Source organism: Peptostreptococcus russellii (assembly GCF_003012055.1).
GTDB lineage: Bacteria > Bacillota > Clostridia > Peptostreptococcales > Peptostreptococcaceae > Peptostreptococcus > Peptostreptococcus russellii.
Genome location: NZ_JYGE01000006.1, coordinates 215,276 through 236,993, shown reverse-complemented (window position 1 = coordinate 236,993; position 21,718 = coordinate 215,276). Strand labels below are relative to the sequence as shown.

The 21,718-nt window shown below is 32.1% G+C and carries 19 protein-coding genes; 3 read left to right on the top strand and 16 right to left on the bottom strand.

What is annotated here, in order from left to right; genetic code table 11:
* Position 1 precedes the first annotated feature (1 nt).
* From UF10_RS07835 to UF10_RS07805, 7 genes are all read right to left on the bottom strand, one after another.
* Positions 2–679, bottom strand: a complete 678-nt coding sequence (locus UF10_RS07835; RefSeq protein ID WP_106777242.1) for a GntR family transcriptional regulator — start codon at positions 677–679, stop codon at positions 2–4.
* On the bottom strand, positions 666–1,565 hold the full coding sequence (ispE, locus tag UF10_RS07830; protein WP_106777241.1) for a 4-(cytidine 5'-diphospho)-2-C-methyl-D-erythritol kinase: 900 nt from the start codon (positions 1,563–1,565) through the stop codon (positions 666–668). Before ispE ends, UF10_RS07835 begins: the two co-directional genes overlap by 14 nt.
* Positions 1,566–2,072: 507 nt before the next feature.
* Complete coding sequence (locus UF10_RS07825) at positions 2,073–2,351, bottom strand: Veg family protein (protein WP_106777240.1); 279 nt, start codon at positions 2,349–2,351, stop codon at positions 2,073–2,075.
* 369 nt (positions 2,352–2,720) lie between these two features.
* Positions 2,721–3,215, bottom strand: a complete 495-nt coding sequence (locus UF10_RS07820) for an SEC-C metal-binding domain-containing protein (protein WP_106777239.1) — start codon at positions 3,213–3,215, stop codon at positions 2,721–2,723.
* 49 nt (positions 3,216–3,264) lie between these two features.
* The gene (locus tag UF10_RS07815) at positions 3,265–4,080 is read right to left on the bottom strand and encodes a peptide arginase family protein (RefSeq protein ID WP_106777238.1); all 816 of its coding nucleotides are present in this window, start codon (positions 4,078–4,080) and stop codon (positions 3,265–3,267) included.
* A 26-nt stretch (positions 4,081–4,106) separates the two neighbouring features.
* Positions 4,107–4,787 (bottom strand): RluA family pseudouridine synthase, encoded by a 681-nt coding sequence (locus UF10_RS07810; RefSeq protein WP_106777237.1) that lies wholly within the window; start codon positions 4,785–4,787, stop codon positions 4,107–4,109.
* A 3-nt stretch (positions 4,788–4,790) separates the two neighbouring features.
* Positions 4,791–5,669, bottom strand: a complete 879-nt coding sequence (locus UF10_RS07805; protein ID WP_106777236.1) for a class I SAM-dependent methyltransferase — start codon at positions 5,667–5,669, stop codon at positions 4,791–4,793.
* A 357-nt stretch (positions 5,670–6,026) separates the two neighbouring features.
* Here UF10_RS07805 and UF10_RS07800 point away from each other — a divergent pair, with 357 nt between their 5' ends.
* Entirely contained in the window at positions 6,027–6,542 is a 516-nt protein-coding gene (locus tag UF10_RS07800; protein WP_106777235.1) for a ferritin, read from the top strand.
* Positions 6,543–6,675: 133 nt separating this feature from the next.
* Here the strand turns inward: UF10_RS07800 and UF10_RS07795 are convergent, their stop codons facing one another.
* A complete protein-coding gene (locus tag UF10_RS07795) occupies positions 6,676–8,136 on the bottom strand; it encodes a hypothetical protein (protein ID WP_106777234.1) in 1,461 nt (486 codons plus the stop codon).
* Positions 8,137–8,422: 286 nt separating this feature from the next.
* Positions 8,423–8,992 (bottom strand): hydrolase, encoded by a 570-nt coding sequence (locus UF10_RS07790; RefSeq protein WP_106777233.1) that lies wholly within the window; start codon positions 8,990–8,992, stop codon positions 8,423–8,425.
* A 693-nt stretch (positions 8,993–9,685) separates the two neighbouring features.
* On the opposite strand from UF10_RS07790, the gene cysK reads away from it, so the two are divergent.
* Positions 9,686–10,573: a cysteine synthase A gene (cysK, locus tag UF10_RS07785; protein ID WP_106777232.1), complete on the top strand. Its 888-nt coding sequence runs from the start codon at positions 9,686–9,688 to the stop codon at positions 10,571–10,573.
* A gap of 21 nt (positions 10,574–10,594) precedes the next feature.
* Complete coding sequence (cysE, locus tag UF10_RS07780) at positions 10,595–11,194, top strand: serine O-acetyltransferase (protein WP_106777231.1); 600 nt, start codon at positions 10,595–10,597, stop codon at positions 11,192–11,194.
* A gap of 440 nt (positions 11,195–11,634) precedes the next feature.
* On the opposite strand, the gene UF10_RS07775 is transcribed toward cysE, so the two are convergent.
* The 7 genes from UF10_RS07775 to thrC form a co-directional block, all read right to left on the bottom strand.
* On the bottom strand, positions 11,635–12,099 hold the full coding sequence (locus UF10_RS07775; RefSeq protein WP_106777230.1) for a pyridoxamine 5'-phosphate oxidase family protein: 465 nt from the start codon (positions 12,097–12,099) through the stop codon (positions 11,635–11,637).
* Positions 12,100–12,409: 310 nt separating this feature from the next.
* Entirely contained in the window at positions 12,410–15,625 is a 3,216-nt protein-coding gene (gene carB / locus UF10_RS07770) for a carbamoyl-phosphate synthase large subunit (protein ID WP_106777229.1), read from the bottom strand.
* A gap of 53 nt (positions 15,626–15,678) precedes the next feature.
* Positions 15,679–16,728 carry a glutamine-hydrolyzing carbamoyl-phosphate synthase small subunit gene (gene carA / locus UF10_RS07765; RefSeq protein ID WP_106777228.1) on the bottom strand — a complete coding sequence of 350 codons (1,050 nt, stop codon included), beginning with the start codon at positions 16,726–16,728 and terminating at the stop codon, positions 15,679–15,681.
* Positions 16,729–16,772: 44 nt separating this feature from the next.
* Positions 16,773–17,495, bottom strand: a complete 723-nt coding sequence (gene pyrF / locus UF10_RS07760; RefSeq protein ID WP_106777227.1) for an orotidine-5'-phosphate decarboxylase — start codon at positions 17,493–17,495, stop codon at positions 16,773–16,775.
* A 934-nt stretch (positions 17,496–18,429) separates the two neighbouring features.
* A complete protein-coding gene (locus UF10_RS07755) occupies positions 18,430–19,650 on the bottom strand; it encodes an aspartate kinase (protein ID WP_106777226.1) in 1,221 nt (406 codons plus the stop codon).
* Positions 19,651–19,661: 11 nt separating this feature from the next.
* Positions 19,662–20,561: a homoserine kinase gene (gene thrB, locus UF10_RS07750; protein ID WP_106777225.1), complete on the bottom strand. Its 900-nt coding sequence runs from the start codon at positions 20,559–20,561 to the stop codon at positions 19,662–19,664.
* 107 nt (positions 20,562–20,668) lie between these two features.
* Positions 20,669–21,718: a threonine synthase gene (thrC, locus tag UF10_RS07745; protein ID WP_106777224.1), complete on the bottom strand. Its 1,050-nt coding sequence runs from the start codon at positions 21,716–21,718 to the stop codon at positions 20,669–20,671.

Here is a 21,718-nt window from a genome sequence, read left to right as displayed (position 1 = left end):
ATTACACGGTTTCGTCTTGCATCAATTCCTCTATCATGAATTGTTCAGCCTTTTCTATATGTTCCTTAGCTAATTTTTCTGCAAGATCCGCCTCTCCTTTCTTTAAAGCCTCGATTATTCTATTGTGCTCTTCGACAATATTTACGGCTGAACTGTAATCTGACATATACTTAAGTCTAAATCTATAAACAGGTTCCCAAATTGATAGCATAGTACTTTTCAATCTAGAGTTACCTGTAGATTCAAAGATCGCATTATGAAATTCTTCATCCTTTTTCAACATATTTGTAATATCATTTTGATGTACATAGTTTTCCAAGTCTTTAGATATTTCTTCCAAATTTTCAATACCTTCACTAGATATTCTCTCAGCTGCATAAAAAGCTGCCAATCCTTCCAGTCCAACTCTTAGTTCTAATATCTCCACTAGATCTTTTTTACTTATGCTAGCAACATAAGCCCCTTTTCTAGGTAGCATTACCACCAAACCTTCTAGCTCTAGCTTCCTTATAGCTTCCCTAACAGGGGTTCTACTAACGCCTAGCTGTTCTGCTAGCTGTATTTCCATAAGACGTTCTCCTGGTCTTAAAGTACCCTCCATTATAGCTTCTCTAATATTTTCAAACACAATATCTCTTAATGGTTTATAATTATCCAATGTAAGATTATTTATTCCCACAAATTTCAACCCCCTTGTTAGATGCAGAAGTAATATAGGTTTGACTATACCTCTTCTTCAATATACTACTACATTTATTTACACTCTTATAATCTTTAAAAAAACCAAAAACTGTAGGCCCACTTCCACTCATCATGCTTTTATAGGATCCAAATTTATTCATTGTATTTTCTATTCTTTGTATATCCTTGCACCAAGTTTTAGTTACAGGCTCTAAGACATTCCCCATTCCTTCTACAATCATTTCATTATCTCTATTTTTTAGTCCCGACAGTAATATTTCATTGTCAGGTCTATTTATCAAATCAAAAGAGTCCTTATACATAGAATCAAATTTCTTATAAACTCTTTTAGTTGATACAAATATATTAGGTTTGCAAAGTAAAATTTTTATATTCCTATCCAACCCTAGCAATCTCTTTAGATCGCATCCTTTTCCAGTAGCCAGATGTGTTCCACCCTTGATACAAAACGCTATATCAGAACCTATTGCCTTTGAATCCTCAATCATTTCCGACTCACTCAAGCCTAGTTCAAATAGCCTGTTTATACCAACAAACATAGCCGCAGAGTCTGTACTACCTCCAGCCATACCAGCTGCTATAGGTATGTTTTTTTCAAGAAAAACCTCTACGCCACCATCTATTAAATATTTTTCTTTTAATAAAGTCCAAGTCTTGTAAATGATATTTTTCTTATCCAACGGAACATCTGGGTTAGAACAAGTCATTTTAAAACCTTGATTTACCTTTCTAATCAAAAGATAATCAGAAAGATTGATGGATTGCATTACCATTTCTAAGTCATGATACCCATCTTCAAATATCCCCTTTATATCTATGGACAAATTTATTTTCGCCCTAGCTCTCAATCTTATACTATCCATCTAAGCCTCCAAACAAAATTTAAATACCTAGCCATTTACAAGTACAAATCATTTTTTAATATATTGCAATTACTTATAAAATTCTAAATGCACGATTTTATAAGTTTTTCTATACTTGAAATGAATTTAAAAGTTTTGCTTAAAAATACATCTTCTATATAAAACTATAGATAATATATTTTTAAGCAAATTGTATCCACAATACAATATTATTTATAATTTTATTATACTACAAAAAAAATATTCTGTGCGCTTAAAATATAATTTCTAATACTAGTAATACTTTAACTTATATTCCTTTACTCTAGCTTTTTTCTATAAAACAATCTCTTTATTTAATAAACTCCACTTTCAAAGTTTATTTTGAACTAAAAAGGGCTGTCATATACTGGTTATCCAGTTATAACAGCCCTTTCTATGCTACAATAAAAACCGCTCTTTAAATTGTAGCAACTTTATAAAACTAACTCTTGCCGCCTTCTAGCGTACATTGTTTTCTCATCTCGATTAACTTATCTTCTTTTCGTCATCCTTGCTATTCTTATATACCTTAATCTTGACTGTTTCAGTCAATAAATCTGAATAGCTATATGCGACTCTTCTGAAGCCTTCTGTGTTTTCACCATGTCCGACTCTTATAACAAAAACGCTAGGATATACCGTTTCCAAAACTCCTTGCTTGGTAACAATCTGTTTTCTTCCTTTGTTTGCCTTAAGCAATATTTTCTTGCCAACATACTTTTCTAACGTATGTCTAATATTATCCAATGTAGCTGTTGTTGCCAAAAATATCACCATCCTTCAAAACGTATTTCTATTGTATCATAAATATATAGTTTCGTCAAGACTAACATATTATTTTACAACAAGAAAGCCTTTCTGTCAATAAGTTTGCTATTTTTTATACAAAAACTTTTTTAAATAATAATTTTTTCCTTATTTATAACATAATATTCTATTTTCGAAAATATTTTTATTTTCTAATTTTATTCCCGAACTATACTTTTCCTTACCTTATTAAATATATTTATAGCTTATTTATATTCATTATAATAAAAACACCCTATATTAGTTTTTTAAATTAAAATCCTAGTATAGGGTGTCTTTTCGATTATTTTTCATTTTTCACTTTAAAAAAATCTTTTTTGTTATAATTTACTTTCCACAACATTTCTTATATTTTTTACCACTTCCGCATGGACAAGCATCGTTTCTTCCAATTTTTTCTTCCTTTACTACAATCTTAGATTTGTTGAACTCTCTTTGAGTCTTCTTTCTAAAATCTTCTGATAGAATATCATCCCATCCCTTTAGATTATATAACCAATGTGCTTCCACGTGTACCATATTGAAATATAATTTTTCCCAACTTATCTTGGCACTAATAAGAGTATCTTCTTCTATCTTTTCAAGATCTAATTCAGATTCTAAACTTTCATTAACTCCATCTAAAAATCCCATAAAGAATTCTGCACTTGTATTGTACTGCTTAGCTAAATCTACTAGCTTTCCTGCTATTAAGTCTGTCTTATTATTAAGAACAGTGTTATATATAGAAGTCTCAGCCTTTAAAAACTCTTCCCAAAACTTAATTTCAGCCTCTTCATTTTCCTGATTTTCACTTAAATTTCTCCATTTTTCAAATAACATATTTTTCCTCCAAACACATAATTTATCGTTTTTTTATATTGTAATACTATCACAGATTATGTCTTTTTTCTATATCAAACAATATTTTAAGAATATCTATAGCTCTTTTTTGATCTATAAAGTATGGACTTGTAGCTATTGTAATTATATCTGCTCCTTGAATATATTCCGATACTCTATCAATTCTCCAGTCCAAATCTATATAGTCCATATCCTTAGAAAAAAAATCCAAATCTATATCTAATACATACTTACTCGGTATTTCTTTTTTCATACTGTATGTAGAATCTATTATATCCACATCGTCAAATATCTTATGATATAGGGCTGGCTTTATAAAGCTGCCTACATTTAGCACTTCATTAGTATACCTTTTTACGTCTTCTAACTTATCTATATCAACCTCATAGTTTTCTGCTTCTCTAGTATCCTTATGTTGATCTATATGGACTAATCTTACACCTTTTTTGAATTTTTTTTCTTTTAGTGCCTTGCACCAAAAATAAAAGGAGTGATTATGGTTGTCAAATAGGTATACATCCTTCTTCTTATCTATTCCTTGACCAAGCAAATGATACATATTTTTGAGTCCTATACAGCGATTCTCCACGCCCTCATCAACTTCAACAAAGCCCGCTTGCATACCTATTGAAATATCCGAAAATCCAGCATCTATTAACTTAGGTACATATATTTTTTTTAGTTCCCTTTCATCATAGGAAAATATATTATTGCCTATCGCTTTATCTATAAAAAATCCACCATAACTATTATCATCTTTATAGATCTCCTCTTTTCTCACTTCTTCTCTATCTTCAAAGCCCTTATTGCAATATTCTCTATTAGCTTTTTTAAAATCTTTCATTTTAATCCTATTCCTTAATTTAAATCCTAAAATAAATTCCAAGGATATTCTTTCGGCGGATTACATTCAAATATCATTTTTTCTTTCTTAGTTGGATGAATTAACTCTAGTTTATTTGCCCAAAGAGCTATCTGTTCGCCAACTTTTGCATAAGAAGAGTATCTTTGATCACCATATAGAGGATGATTTCTAGATGAAAACTGTACACGAATCTGATGTGGTCTCCCTGTATGAAGATTAATTTCTACAAGAGAGTACTCTCTTTTATCCTTTTTCGAATATCTACTTTCCAATAGATTATAGCTCAGCCTAGCCTCTTTAGCATCTTTTTTCTTCTTATCCACAACACTGACCATATTTTTTTCAGTGTTTTTATATAAATAATCCACATAATCCCCAGACTTTTCACACTTACCAACTACTATAGCCTGATATGTTTTTTTCATAGTTCTAGTTCTTACTTGATCTGACAATCTAGAGGCAGCCTTTGAAGTCTTTGCAAACACCATCACTCCGCCTACAGGTCTATCTAACCTATGAACCAATCCCATAAATACATTTCCTGGTTTATTATATTTTTCCTTCACATAGCTTTTACAAAGAGATAGCATATCCACATCTCTTGTATTATCTGCTTGAGAGAGTATATTAGGGATTTTTTCCACTACCAATAAATGATTATCTTCATATATGACTTTTAAATCCATTTCTTAACCCTTCATACTTTCCCAACGACCAAATATTCCACAAGGAAGAATCATCCCTGTCTTAGATGCAGGTATACCTACTTCACCTGCATATACCTTTCCACCTCTAACCTTTTTCGCAATGGTAGTTTCTAGTATATTTTCTATTACTATTGATGAAAATCCTGTAGTGTATGAATTTATAAGTAAGAATAAAGGCTTGTCAGATAAAACCTGCATACATAAATCAACAAATTCATATAGTTTATCTTCTATTTTCCATACTTCACCCTTTGGTCCTCTTCCATATGAAGGTGGGTCCATTATTATTGCATCATACTTATTTCCTCTTCTTATTTCTCTTTCTACAAACTTAAATACATCATCTACTATAAATCTAACTTTTCTATCTTTAAGGTCTGATACTTCAAGATTTTCTTTTGCCCAGTTTACCATTCCCTTGGCTGCATCTACATGACACACTTCCGCTCCTGCATAGGCACAAGCTACAGATGCACCTCCAGTATAGGCAAACAAGTTCAAAACTTTTATAGGTCTTTTTGCTTTTTTAATTTTATCCATCATCCAGTCCCAGTTGGCTGCTTGCTCAGGAAATAGTCCTGTATGCTTAAATCCAGTCGGCTTTATTTTAAACTTTAAAGGACCATAATTAACAATCCACTGATTAGGGTAGCTTTTCTTAGCTTCCCAACTTCCTCCACCCTTGCTACTTCTGTGGTAGTGTCCATGAGGATTCTTCCATAAATTCCATTCTTTGGCTATTGGCCAGATAACCTGAGGGTCTGGACGTCTAAGTACATAGTCCCCCCATCTTTCCAGCTTTTCTCCTCCGCCCATATCTACTAACTCATATTCTTTCCATTTATCTGCTAATAATAACATTTTTCCTCCTATTTTCTTTAGTTTATCAAAGTAAATTCTATATATTTACTCTATAAAATATAATCTATTGTATTTATATATTCTATAAGAATTTTCTAGTTTTATAAATAGATCATTAAAACAAATAAAGCCTTTTTACTATATTTTTAAATTTCTATGATATTGTATTTATCAAGCCTTAGAAGTATGACTAGCTATAAAATCAACAAAACTTATTATATCATAATTAGACAAAAATTATGTAAAAAACCTTGAAAATAAACAATTTATAAACATAAAAATATAATTAATTAGACTTTTCTGTCTTCTTTTATATTCAAATAAGTGTTATAATATTAAGTCAAAGGGGTGATAAAAATGTTAAGTAAAAAATTAGAAAAAGCACTAAACGATCAAATTAATTTTGAGTACTATTCAGCGTATACTTATCTAGCAATGGCTGCATATGCTGAAGATATGGACTTTTCAGGAGCCGCAAATTTCTTCAAGGTTCAGGCACAAGAGGAGTTAGATCATGCTATGACAATCTATACCTATGTATTCCAAAAAGGCGGACGTGTAAAGTTAGAAGCTATAGAAAAGCCAGTTTCAAAGTTTGAAGGCCTGCTAGATGTATTTGAAGAAGGTCTAAAACATGAACAAATGGTGACAAAGAGAATATATGAAATAGCTAATATCGCTCTTGATGAAAAAGAACATGCTACAATGAGCTTCCTAAGATGGTTCGTTGATGAACAGGTAGAAGAAGAAGAAAACTTCACTACTCTTGTAAAGAAAATTAAAAGATCTTGTAATGATCAGGCTAGTCTATATATGATTGATGATGAGTTGGCAAATAGAGTCTACGTACCATCAATTCCTAGCAATAACTAAACATAAAGTATTAATTTTGAAAAATAAAAGCCCTCTAGCAATTGCTAGAGGGCTTTTATTCATATATGAATCTTTTTTAACTTTTAATTGAGTATCTAGTTCAATAATATATATTAATTTTTATAAATTTAAATCATAAATTTCTAGAAAGTTCATTTAGATAATTTATTACAGATATTTTTTCTTTTCTTTTAGGAGGTACTTTTCTTATGCAGCGTTCAAAGGATATAGAGGCTGCATTGACCGTACTGACTTCATCGCTTATTCTAAGACCCTTTTTTCCCATCTGAACAATCCAAGTATTTTGTTTACACCAAAAATTCATATCAGGCATAGTAGGTAGAGCTATGTTATCTTTTTCAGAAAATAAAACTACCCTCATATTATCATTCAATTTAAGCTGATCTGTTAAGTGCTTCAAAGCTCTTGCAAACTGATCTTTACTCACTTTTATTTTCCTAGATGTAAGAATACTCAAACTACAACTTACAAACTCATCTTCTCTTAATCTTCTCTCCATCTGTTCTATTTGAAAAATCTCTACAATCCTCTCAGACACATCCTCTAGACCGTGAAGCTGAGTTTTTATCATGCTTTTCATTTTTTTATTAATATTTAAACACTCTAAAATAGTCTTGTCATCTACCTTGTTATCAAGTAATATCTCCTCTAGTAATTCTTCACTTGTAGAAATAAATGCTGGTGCTGGTAAATAAGAATATAAAGCTCCTCTTTTTCTTATTACACTTACAAAATCAACTACTTGCTCACACTCTTTTGCATCGAAATTTACAAATATCTTTTGGCAACTAGCAATCACTGATTCCGCCATTGACCAATGACTAATAATCGATGTACTATCATCAAATACCATAGTTGTAGAACTTCTTTTAGAAGCTGAAATACCAAGCAAGGATATGGATTTATCAACTATAAATTGGGAAAATCTAAAAACTCCTTCATCATAATATTCATAGTAATACCAGTCTATATTTTTATGAAATAAAAGCTCACTAAATAACTCAAAAAATTTCACAAAACTTTTCCTATAAGATGAAAAGTGTATCACAAATCTTGCCTTAAAGCCTCTTTCAAGCAACTTTAAAAACCTTTCCTTGAATGAAACAGCAAATAATTCATCTTCTAAAAGCCAGTCATACTCTTCAGAGTCTATAAATATTATATTACCTGGACTAGACATTGATTCAGCATATTTCAAAAGGTTCAAGATAGCTTTTCTTCTTCCCTTATTTTGCTCATAAGATCCCACCTTTATCGAATGTTGTAGATCATCATTTGCCAAAGCATTTTTATCAATATAGGATAGATCTTTGCTATCCAATAATCTTCTTATAAAAACTTCTGGATTATTTTGTTTTTTTATATTTTCGAGTGGATAAATCTGAGATAAAACATCATTCAATATTAAGTGTTCACTTTTTTCACTCTCTTCAAGAATAAAATCTACTATTTGATCAAAGTAAATTGAACTGCTGTTTATTTTTCTCGCCCCACTTTTCCACTTACTTACCAAGCTTGCATCCACGTGAAGCTCTCTTGCCAGAGAAGCAGACACTATATTTAAGCTTTCCATAGAGGAGAACTGATTGCAGAAAAAGGAAAGTTTGTTGGAAAAAGAGGAAAGGGTAAGTGGCAAAAATGCAAGCCTTATGCTCTTTGTTATGATTATTATAAAGAAAAAGCGCTGCCAAAGCACTAGCTTAAGCTTTAATTCACATAGCTTTAAGCACTCCCATTAAGAAGAAGAGACATCAAAGTGATGTCTCTTCTATTAGTTTTATTTATTTAGCTTTATTTATTTAGTTCTATTTGTTTAGTCTTATTTATTAAATTTATTAAAAAATATCTACTCTCTAGATTTATTTTATATATTGACTCTCTGTTGCTTTCATAGCGTCTAGTGTCATCTGAAGTAATTCATCTAAATCCCATCCAAGATTCTCTGCTCCTTGTCTTATTACATCTCTAGAACATCCTGCAGCAAACTTTTTGTCTTTGAATTTCTTTTTAACTGATTTTAATTCCATATCAGAAACACTTTTTGACGGCCTCATCAATGCAGCTGCTCCAATTATACCTGTTAGTTCATCACTTGCAAAAAGTACTTTCTCCATCATCTTTTCAGGCTTGGATACTGATCCTGTAAGTCCATATCCATGACTCGTAGTTGATACTATTATCGATTCATCTAAGCCCTCATCTTTCATTATATCCACTTGCTTTACACAGTGTTCTTCTGGATACATCTCAAAGTCTAGGTCGTGAAGAAGTCCTACAATCCTCCAAAATTCAACATTATCTGGATCATACTTTTCAGCAAACCATCCCATAACAGCTCCTACTGTCTCTCCATGTTGTATATGAAAATCTTCCTTATTGTACTTTTTTAATAATTCCAATCCCTCTTTATAACTAGGTATTTTCTCCATAATATCTACTCCTCCCATCTAAATAATAGAGTAATTATACAGTATAGAAATATAATTGTCCACACTTTTATAAATATTCTAAATATTTTTTTGAACTTGCATCAAATTTTGCATAAAGCTTCTCAGCTATTATACAACTATTAAAATCCTACAATTAAAAACTGTTTTTATAAGCTTATTTATGCCTTTATATTTTTTTAATATATATTTTCGCAATTATCAAAAATTTTTATCAAAAAAATCTCAATTAATATTGACAAATCAAGCTCTTTAATATATACTTTTTATTAATTCCTAGTAAATTAATCGGAATTAAAAATTTAAAGGAGATGTTAATATGAATGTTAGACAATTAAAGAAAATTATAACTACTGCATTTGGAGGAATCTCTTCTTGTTGTTGCTGTTGTAGCTAACTGCTTGCTGGGAAATTCTGGCAAACAGTATAAATTTTAATATTATTACACTTAAACTTTATTTGTATGATTTAGATCAATATAATATTTATGTGATTTTTACTATAAAGTATTTAGCGATTTATTAGAGCTTTTTTTAGCAAATACTCTTGAGTCTCAATTGAAAAATTTTGAGTTCATTTAATAATAAATATATAAATTCGCTAAGCAGAAATTTAATTCAAGACATAATAGCAGAATATACAACAATAACTTATAAATTAAAGGAGAAGAATAAAATGAAGAAGAATGTAATCGAATTGATTGGAAACACACCACTTGTTAATATCTCTAAGATAAATGAGAATATCTTTTTAAAGTTGGAGGGAAAGAATCCTGGAGGTTCTGTTAAAGATCGTGCTGTACTTGGTATGATTAACGGAATGGAAGAAAGAGGAGAACTAAAGCCTGGCGATAGAATAGTAGAGGCTACTAGCGGAAATACTGGTATCGCTCTTGCTATGATCGGTATGAACAAGGGTTACAAGGTAACTGTTATAATGCCAGAGTCTATGAGTCAGGAAAGAAGAAGTTTGATACGTGCATACGGTGCTGAGCTTATACTTACAGATGCAGCCAAGGGTATGCAGGGAACAATTGATAAGATGGATGAGCTTTTAAAGACAGAAAAGTATAAATCTTTAAAGCAGTTTGATAATCCAGATAATCCAAAATTCCACTATCAGACTACTGGTCCAGAAATATATTCAGAACTAAATGATGTTGATATATTTGTCGCAGGTATCGGTACTGGCGGTACTGTTACTGGTGTAGGTAGATACCTAAAAGAAATGAATCCAGATATTAAGATATTTGGTGTAGAACCTTCTGCATCACCACTAATTAACGATAAAAAGGCAGGCCCACATAAAATACAGGGTATTGGTGCCAACTTCATACCTAAAAACTATGACTCAAATGTTGTAGATGAAGTTTTAATGATTAGTGATGAAGAAGCTTTTGATATGGTAAGAGAACTAGGTCAAAAAGAAGGAATATTAGTAGGTATAACATCAGGTGCAAATGTACGTGCTGCTCAAATGCTAGCAGAAAGATTCCCTGGCAAGAAAATTGCCACAATTGCTCCAGACGGTGCAGACAAATACATGTCTATGAATATATTTTAATTAGAAAGAGGCTCGCATATTATGAAATTTATTAAAAATATTGATTATATATTGGAAAATGACCCTGCCTCTGGTAGAGGTGGCCTAAAATTCTTAGCTAGACTGAAGGTTTTTATTATATATCCTTCTGTGCATGCCTTGATTGGTCATAGCATATCACACGCTCTTAACAATGTTGGTTTGAAATTTCTAGCAAGATTGAACTCGCAAATATTTAGATTTTTCACTGGCATAGAAATTCACCCAGGTGCTACTATTGGCCACAGTATCATGATAGATCATGGTATGGGCGTTGTAATAGGCGAAACTGCAGAGGTTGGAAATAGAGTTACAATCTATCAAGGGGTTACTCTTGGTGGTACTGGCAATCATACTGGTAAAAGACACCCTACAGTTGGAAATGACGTTATAATTGGATCTGGTGCCAAGGTACTAGGACCTATCACTCTTGGTGATGAAGTCAAGGTTGGTGCAAATAGTGTCGTTTTAAATGATATTCCAGCAGGTGCTACAGTTGTTGGCATACCAGGTAAAATAGTAAAAATAAAAAACAAGAAATATAATTCTAAAATTATAGAGCTAAATGAAAGAAGATCTATGGACAACATGTATTATATATAATAATATACTATTTCTATAATTTGAGAGTTTTATAAATTTTAAAATAAATATATAGATAAAAAAAGTAAAAAATATGGATACGTAAGCAAAAATATTTTGTATTAGCCATTGGTATATCGATAAAAAAGCACCGACTCAAATGAGTTGGTGCTTTTTTGTGTACTTAATTTATAGATTAATTACAGTATAATTATGCCCTGTATGAGGAAGATATTTTTCTACTACCTCTTCTGTTTTTATTTTCATATATTGATAGTATTTAATTTATAGATAAATATATCTAATCTTTATAGTTTATTTTTTCTAGTTAGTTACTTGTTCTACTACTTACTTGCTTGCTTGTTTATTTACTTGCTTGTTTATTTACTTACTTGTTTATTTACTTACTTGTTTATTTACTTGCTTTACTACTCATTTGTTTTATTACTTAGGCACTTACTTTATCTTCTTGATTTTCCTGATAGATGTTTTATATCAATCTTAAGCACTGCTGTCTTAGATCCAAGGGTCTCAATATATTTTCCACCCTTTTCTATAAATTCAGGGGAGTACTTTTTTATTATCTCAAGTAACGCTTCTCCCTTTTCCAGTTCATATACTTCCTCTGCATCTCCAAAAGCTACTACACTTTCATAGTCTGTTGTAAACTGATCAGGCAAAACTTCTTCACTTCCCACTATAGAAAAAGATACTTTTGAGTTGTTTTTTATATTATCAATCTTGTGTCCTTCCTTTGCGCTATGAAAGTAGATATATCCATTATAAAATACATAATTTACAGGAACTCCATATGGGTATCCATTTTCTGACATAGTTGATAACACTCCATAGCAAGCCTTTGTCAAAATCTCTCTAGCATCATTGATAGATATTTCCCTGTCCTTTCTTCTCATTTCTCTAAACATATAATATTCTCCTTTTTAAATAAAATTTTTAATTTATTTTTTAAATTTACTTTCTTTTTGTTTTCATTTATTCTTATCTTTATTATTTATAGCTGATTTATCTACATTAAATATCAAAATACAAATCAGGAAATATTTTTCTCATACAGTTTCATCTAGATTTATTTGATACTCCAACTTCCATCTCACTATTTAAAATATTTTTAATTTTTTCAATAATAGTCCTTATCTAATAGATTACTTCTATTTTTATAATTAATCAAGTAAAATAAAAAGCACCTTCCTGTACAGGAAGGTGCTTTTATTATGTCTATTTATTTATTTCGTCAAGGCTATATACCTTCATTAATTCTGAGCTTACATGTTTTTTATTTACTGCTACCATTGCCTTTAGTGTATCTAGAGATGTCATTATCTCTGTCTGAAACTCTGTCGCAGTTCTTCTTATCTTAAATCCATCTCTTGTTGAGTCATTACCCTTTGTAGGAGTATTCACTACTAGGTCGACCTGCTTATTTCTTATTACATCAAGTATGTTTGGTCTAGGCTCTTCTACCCTATTGACTACCTCACACTCTACGCCAGCTTCCTTTAATGCTCTTGCTGTACCTTCTGTCGCTATAAACTTATACCCTAACTCATTCATATCTTTTGCTATTTCTATAAATTCATCTTTATCATTGTCATTTACTGTTGCTAGGACCATCTTATTGTCATCTGATACTCTTTGACCTGATGCTAAAAATCCTTTGTATAAAGCTTCTTCTAGTGTTTCTCCAACTCCTAGAACTTCTCCAGTTGACTTCATTTCTGGTCCAAGACTTATCTCTACTTTTGATAGCTTAGACATTGAGAATACTGGTACCTTTACACATATATGCTTAGAAGTCTTATATACTCCTGTTCCATATCCTAAGTTTTCTAGTTTTTCTCCTAGCATACACTTTGTTGCAAGGTCTACTATTGGTACTCCACTTACCTTTGATATATATGGTACCGTACGGCTGGCTCTTGGATTTACTTCTATTATATATAGGTCATCCTTGTATTCTATAAACTGTATATTCACCATTCCTAAAACATTTAGGTTTAGCGCCATCATTTTTGTGTACTCATATATCTTATCTTTTATCTTGTCTGAGATTCCTTGGCTAGGATACATTGTTATACTGTCTCCTGAGTGAACTCCTGCTCTTTCTAAGTGCTCCATAATTCCAGGTATTAGTATGTCTTTTCCATCACATATTGCATCTACTTCTATTTCTCTACCAGTTAGGTATTTGTCTATCAGGACTGGGTTGACTGCATCTCTTTCAAATGCATCTTCTAGGTATTGAACTAATCTTTTTTCATCGTAAGTTATCTCCATACCTTGTCCACCTAGTACATATGATGGCCTTACAAGTACTGGATATCCTAGTGAATTAGCTATCTCTATCCCTTCAGCAACTGACCAAACTCCTTTGCCCTTAGGTCTATTGATTGATAACTCTTCAAGCAATTCATCAAATTTTTCTCTATCCTCTGCTGCATCTATATCTTTGAATCCTGTTCCTAGTATTTTTACATTCTTCTCAGATAAAAACTTTGCTAATTTTATTGCTGTTTGCCCACCAAACTGTAATATTACTCCATCTGGTTTTTCTTTTTGTATTATATTATATACTTCTTCTTCTGTTAGAGGTTCAAAGTATAGCTTGTCTGATGTATCAAAATCAGTTGATACTGTTTCAGGGTTATTGTTTATTATTATTGTTTCTATTCCCATTTTTCTTAGAGATTTTACACAATGTACTGAACAATAATCAAACTCTATACCCTGCCCTATCCTTATAGGTCCAGATCCTAATACTATAATCTTTTTCTTGTCGCTTACTACTACCTCATCGTATTGTTCATATGTTGAGTAGTAATATGGTGACAAGGCCTCAAATTCTCCTCCACAAGTATCTACCATCTTGTATGAAGGCTTAATATTGTAGAGACTTCTAAGCTCTTGAATACTTTCAGAATCTATATTCATAAGATCGCTCATTCCCTTATCAGAGAATCCCTTTTTCTTTAGCTCCAAAAGATACTCTTTACTTAAATCTTCTATACTCATCACTTTTAGTTTTTCTTCTTGCTCTACTATCCATTTGAATTTATTTAAAAACCACTCGTCCATACCAGTGATTTGTGATATCATTTCTATTTTATATCCTCTTCTTATCATTTCTGCTAGGTCAAATATTCTCTCATCATCTGGAAGCACTATGCTCTTTTTAAGTTCTTGCATATTTTTTCTTTCAGATGCCTTATGAACTAGTGAATACTTTCCTGTTTCTAATGATCTTATTCCCTTTAAAAAGGCTGCTTCAAAATTAGATCCTATACTCATAATTTCGCCTGTAGCCATCATTTTTGTTCCAAGCTTTCTATTTGCATGCTTAAATTTATCAAATGCCCATTTTGGAATTTTTACTACTACATAGTCTAGAGTAGGTTCAAAGCAAGCATTAGTCTTTTTTGTTACCGCATTTTCTATTTCATCTAGTGTATATCCTAGAGCAATTTTAGCTGCTACCTTGGCTATAGGATATCCTGTTGCCTTAGATGCTAGTGCTGAAGATCTTGATACTCTTGGGTTTATTTCTATAATTGCATATTCAAAGCTCTTTGGATTTAGAGCTATCTGTACATTACATCCACCCTCAACTCCTACAGCATCTATTATCTTTAAAGATGCTGTTCTTAGCATCTGATACTCTGTATTTGAAAGTGTCTGGCTCGGTGCTACTACTATAGAGTCACCTGTATGCACTCCTACAGGGTCCACATTTTCCATATTACATACTGTGATACAGTTTCCGTTAGAGTCTCTCATTACTTCATATTCAATTTCTTTCCAACCCTTGATACTTTTTTCTATCAAGCACTGTGTTACTGGACTCAACTGAAGACCGTGAGTAAGTATTTCTCTAAACTCTTCTTCTGTCTCTGCTATACCTCCACCAGTTCCACCAAGAGTGTAGGCTGGTCTTACTACTACTGGATATCCCAACTTCTGTGCGTATGCAAGTCCACCTTCTAGAGTAGTTACTATATCACTTTCTATTACTGGTTGCCCTATTTCCTTCATTACATCTCTAAATAAATCTCTGTCTTCACCCTTTTTAATTGATTCAATAGAAGTTCCTATTAGTTTCACATTGTATTTATCTAATATTCCTGCTTCTTCCAATTCTACTGCAAGGTTTAGACCTGTTTGTCCACCCATTCCAGCTAATAGGCTATCTGGCTTTTCTTTTGCTATTATTTTTTCTATAAAGTCTAGAGTTAAAGGCTCTATATATATTTTATCTGCTATTTCTTGATCCGTCATTATTGTTGCTGGGTTTGAGTTTATTAGTACAACTTCAATTCCTTCTTCTTTAAGTGCTTGACAAGCCTGTGTTCCTGAGTAGTCAAACTCTGCTGCTTGCCCTATAATTATTGGTCCTGAACCCAATACTAATGTTTTCTTTATACTGTCTATTTTAGGCATAATTAACTCTCCTTCATATTATAATAATCTACTAATCTATCTTTTTTTCAATTTTACTTTGCTAGTTCTAAAAACTTGTCGAATATATACTCACTATCTAATGGTCCTGGACAAGCTTCTGGATGATACTGTACGCTATATATAGGAAGAGTCTTGTGTCTCATTCCTTCTACTGTATTATCATTTAAATTTATCTGAGTTACATCTATATCTTCTGGTACATCACTTACATAGTAACCGTGATTTTGGGATGTAATAAATATTTTTCCTTCTTCAAGATCTTTGACTGGATGATTTCCACCTCTATGTCCAAACTTCAGCTTGCTAGTGTCTCCACCTAAAGCTCTTGCCAAAATCTGGTGACCCAAACATATTCCTACAATTGGTCTTTTTCCTATCATTTCTTTCACATTTTCTACTATATCTTCCAAGTCAGCTGGATCTCCAGGTCCGTTTGATAAAAATATCAACTCAGGATCTATCGCCAAAATATCTTCCGCCTTTGTTTCTGCTGGAAAAATTGTAATCTCACAGTTTCTTTTAGCAAAATTTCTTATAATATTTTCTTTTACACCAAAATCCATCACTGCTACTCTCTTTCCTGATCCTGGTATAAAGTTTGTTTTCTTTCTACTCACTATTCTTACTGCTTTAGTATTGTCAAATTCCTCTATCTTAGAAGATACATCTCCAAGCTTTGTATGTTCTGTTGTGATTATGCCCTTCATAGTTCCTTTATTTCTAAGTAGCTTAGTCAAGGCTCTAGTATCTATTCCTTCTAATCCTATCACCTTACTTTGTTTTAAATATGTATCTAAATCCATCTCACACCTAAAGTTTGATGGCATATCGCACTTTTCTCTTACTATCAATCCACTTACCTTTATATCTTCTGACTCTTTATCCTCTAGATTTATTCCATAATTACCAACTAATGGATATGTAATTGTTACTATCTGACCGTAGTAAGATGGATCCGTCAAAAGTTCTTGGTATCCAGTCATAGAAGTATTAAATACTACTTCTCCTACACTATCTTTTGTATATCCAAATGCTTTTCCTTCAAATATTGTTCCATCTTCTAGTATTAATCTCGCCTTCATATACATCCTCCTAATAAAACTATCGCTCTATGCACATTTTAATTCTATCTATATATACTTTCTATCTCTTTTACAATTTCATCCGCTGATTTACTTGGATTTTCAGATTGAGTAATAGGTCTTCCCACTACTATTGTCTTTGCACCATTTTCTATCGCTTGACTTGGAGTTACTACTCTTTTTTGATCTCCCTTAGCTGCGTTTTTAGGTCTGATTCCTGGGCAGACTGTAAAGAAATCTTCTCCACATTCTTTTACTATATTTTGAACTTCTCTTGCAGAACATACTACACCGTCTAGTCCAGCTTTCTTTGCAAGTTTTGCTCTTTTAATAGCAGTTTGTGTTGTATCTTCTTTACATCCAATATCTGCTAAATCTTCATCACTAAGAGAAGTAAGTACTGTTACTCCTATTATTAGCGGTTTTTCTATATTTAATCTCTCTGATTCTTCTTTTGCGATTTGGGCACACTGTCTCATACCCTCTATATCCGATACGTGTATAGTCATCATCCATACACCATCTCTGATAGCTGCCTTTACAGCTGATTTCATTGTATTTGGAATATCATGAAACTTAAGATCCAAGAATATTTTCTTGTTCTTTGTCTTTAGATAGTCGATAGTTTTTCCTCTAGATGCTATATAATTTTCAAGTCCTACCTTATATATATCTACACTATCTTCTAGTGAATCTATTAGCTCTACTGCCTTTTCATAATTGTCTGTATCAATTGCTACGATTAATTTATCTTTTCCATTTACCATAATTTAGCTCCTTCTTCCGATTAAGCCTGTAGGTCTTTTTGAAAAAACACTTCTTCGATTGGTTTTATATATTTGATTTTAATACTTACACCATTTTTTCTAGGTAAGGGCATAAAAAAATCCCTATACCAGAGGCATAAGGATATGATAATCTATATATTGAGCTTGTCATACTTGTATGCCAAACTACATCAGTATATACTGATAACCTTGAGGTTATTATCCTTACCAGTCTCTCTGGACCAGCTTAAAAGACTTAATCTAATTTTAAAGATACTGCCGCATCTCTGTACGACCTACTCTTGTATCTTGTAAACTATGATAACACACTTTCTAATCTTTTACAACGATTTTTTATTCTCTATGATTTGTTATTTCAAAAACAGACTCTTCTTTTTTTTATTAATTTTTAAGTCTAATTTTTTATTAATTCTAACTAGATAAAAGCTCTGTTTTTCTAAGTATTTTGCTTTTATTTTATTATTTCAAAAACTTTTTATTAATTTTTAATTTATTTTTTATCAATTTAAATATTGCATAATTAGAAAAAAATCAATAATTATTGGAATATGAGCATTTTTTCGGTTATTCTTTTTAAAAATTCTTAATTTTATTTAATATTTAAATAAGTTATTATAAAATTTTTAAAATTATCTTTTAAAAATTCTAAAAGTATGTTATTATATTATTATAGAAGAAATACTTATTTAACAATCTTATCTTTGAGTTGTAAATATTTATTATTTCTTTTCTTTCTAAATTTTATATAATTTAAGAAAGAAATTTTTGTCAAATAATATACTAATTATTTGATTTATTACTAATTACCTTGGCTACAATAAATTTTTATGTTTAATTAAATAGAGTATAAAACTCCATAAGACCAAAAGACCTTCTATCACTCCATAGAAGGTCTTTTGCTGTGTATATATATTTATTTATATATTAAATCAAATTCATCTGCAAGTGCTTTAACTGCTAGCTTGCACTCTTCTAGACCTACTGTTACTGAAATTGTAATCTCTGATGTACTTATAAGATCTATATTTATATTATTTTCTCCAAGTGTATTAAACATTCTAGATGCAATATTTGAATGAGTCATCATACCTGCACCAACCACACTCACCTTAGCTATATCTTCATTTATTACAACCGCTTTAGCGCCTATATTATTGGCTATTTCCTGTAAAATAGAAGCCGCTTCTTTGGCATCTCCTGTTGAGCAAGTAAAGGCTATGTCATTTATATTTCCACTTTGTGCACTTTGCACTATCATCTGTATATTTATATTTGCATCTGCAAGTGCCTTTAAAATTTTGGCTGCAGTACCTGGTGTATCTGGAACCCCAAATATTACCACCTTTGCTACGTCAAAATCATGGGCAATCCCAGTAATCAATCCATCGTGTTCCATACTTGATACCTCCCCTTTTACAATTGTACCTATATTATGATTAAAACTAGACCTTACATGAATTTCAACATCATGTGTTTTTGCTACTTCCACAGCCCTAGACTGAAGAACTTTTGCACCTAATATTGATAATTCCAACATTTCATCATAACTCACAGCCTCTAATTTTTTCGCATTTTCTACAATTCTAGGATCACAAGAATATACTCCGTCAACATCTGTAAATATCTCACATAAATCAGCATCTAGGGCTGCTGCTATAGATACTGCTGATGTATCTGATCCTCCTCTTCCCAGTGTAGCTATATCATGAAACTCTGTTTCCCCTTGGAATCCTGCAACTATAATAATATTATCACCTTCTAATTCCTTTTGGAGACGGTTGGACATTACTCTCACTATCTTTGCCTTACTGTGGCTTGAATCTGTTATAATTCCAGCTTGTGGTCCTGTAAGTGATACGGCATTTTCCCCCAAGGATTGTATTGCCATAGCCAAAAGAGACATCGATATCTGCTCACCTGTAGATAAAAGCCTGTCCATTTCACGTTTCGGTGGATATTCTGTAATACCACTCGCCAATTCAATCAAGCTATCTGTAGTGTCACCCATTGCCGACACTATTGCCACTACTTTATTTCCTTCTTTTTTTGTGTCCACAATCCTATTGGCAACACGCATTATTTTTTCTACATCTGCCAGAGAGCTTCCACCATACTTCTGTACTATTACACCCATATTTTATCACCTCAACTTATTTCACATATAGCGCCATTAGTACAAGGCTTTAAAATCACTGCTTTTCCTTCTAAATTAGATTCATCAGCCACTCTTTGAAGAGATTTGCATACATTTTCACTATTTTCTTTTGAAACATATGCAATAATAGTAGATCCTGCTCCACTCAATGAAAATGCAAAGGCTCCAGAATTCAAGGCAGCTTCTTTAAAATCATCAAATTGCTTTATAAGTATTTTTCTATATGGCTCATGAATTTTATCATCCATAGTCTTGGCTATTAAATCCTTATTTCCATTGGCAAATCCCATCACTAAAAGTGCTAAATGAGAGCTGTTGTGAACGGCATCAGCCATAGATATTCTCTTAGGAAGAACTCCTCTTGAGTCACTTGTAGATACTTCATATTCTGGTATAAAAAGTACACATTCCAAGTCTTCAAAGGGTTTTATTGTCTGATATACAATCTCACCATCCTTTGTTTGAGTCGATACTATTAATTGACCCAAAAGAGCTGGTGCAACATTATCAGGATGCCCTTCTATTTCAGTTGCAAGTTTTAGTATATCTTCCTTTTCTAAGGGGAATCCCATCAAGGCATTTGCAGACATCAAACCTCCTACAATAGCTGCTGCACTAGACCCCATACCTCTTGCTAGAGGCACTCCATTTATAATTTTTAATCGATATCCTTTTGGATAATTACCTATATATTCAAACAGTCTATTCATACAATCTATCACTAAATTATTTTCAACTGTCAATTTATCTGCTTCTAAACCCTCTATTTCTATATTAATATCATCTGCAGCTTCACATTCAAATATTGAATACTGAGAAAGAGCCATTCCCAAAGAATCAAATCCTGGCCCCAAATTTGCAGTTGTTGCTGGAACAATTACTCTAATCATAAATACTCACCCGACTTTTCCTTTATATATTTTAAATATTCAATCTATTTTTTGAATAGGAGATAAAACTTTACCTCCCATCCATATATTTTTATTTATATTTAAGTCTAATCCTCTATCAATTCAAGAACAGCCTCCAAAGTACCTGGAATGGAAATAGGCTTTTGAGCTGATTCAAGACAAGTATCAGGATCTTTTAGACCGTTGCCTGTCAGTATAGCTACAACCTTTGAACCCTTTTCAATATCTCCATTTTTCACTGACTGAATTACACCTGCTAAAGATGCTGCTGAGGCTGGTTCTGCAAATATTCCTTCCCTATTTGAAAGAAGTCTATATGCATTTAGTATCTCTTCATCTGTTACAGCCTTTATTGAGCCCCCTGATTCATCCCTTGCCTTTAATGCCTTGTCCCAAGATGCCGGATTGCCTATTCTTATAGCTGTAGCAACTGTTTCAGGATTTTCAAATGCCTTACCTTCAACTATTGGAGACGATCCCTTTGCCTGATATCCCTTCATCTTTGGAAGCTTATCTATCTTTCCATCTTCTTTATACTCTTTGAATCCTTTCCAATATGCAGTTATATTTCCTGCATTTCCTACTGGTATAGCTAGATAATCTGGTGCTTCTCCCAAATCATCCACTATTTCAAATGCTCCTGTTTTTTGACCTTCTATTCTGTATGGATTCAATGAATTTACTAAAGTAATCGGGTGAGTACTTGTAATTTCTTTGACTAGATTGAGTGCATCATCAAAATTTCCTTCTATAGCAACTACCTGTGCCCCATACTGAAGTGCCTGAGCAAGCTTGCCCATAGCAACATATCCGTCTGGTATCAAGACTATTGTCTTTAGTCCATATCTTGCTCCATATGCTGCAGCCGAAGCTGAAGTGTTTCCTGTACTCGCACACATTATAGTCTTTGATCCTGATTCTATAGCCTTAGCTACTGCCATAAACATACCACGATCTTTGAATGACCCAGTAGGATTTAATCCTTCAAATTTAAAATATAAATCTATTTCCAACTCCTTACTCAAGTTTTCACTTTTAATTAAAGGAGTATTTCCCTCATACAAACTAACTTGCGGAGTATTTTCATTTATCGGTAAATATTTCTTATACTTATTCATTATTCCTTGCCACTTCAT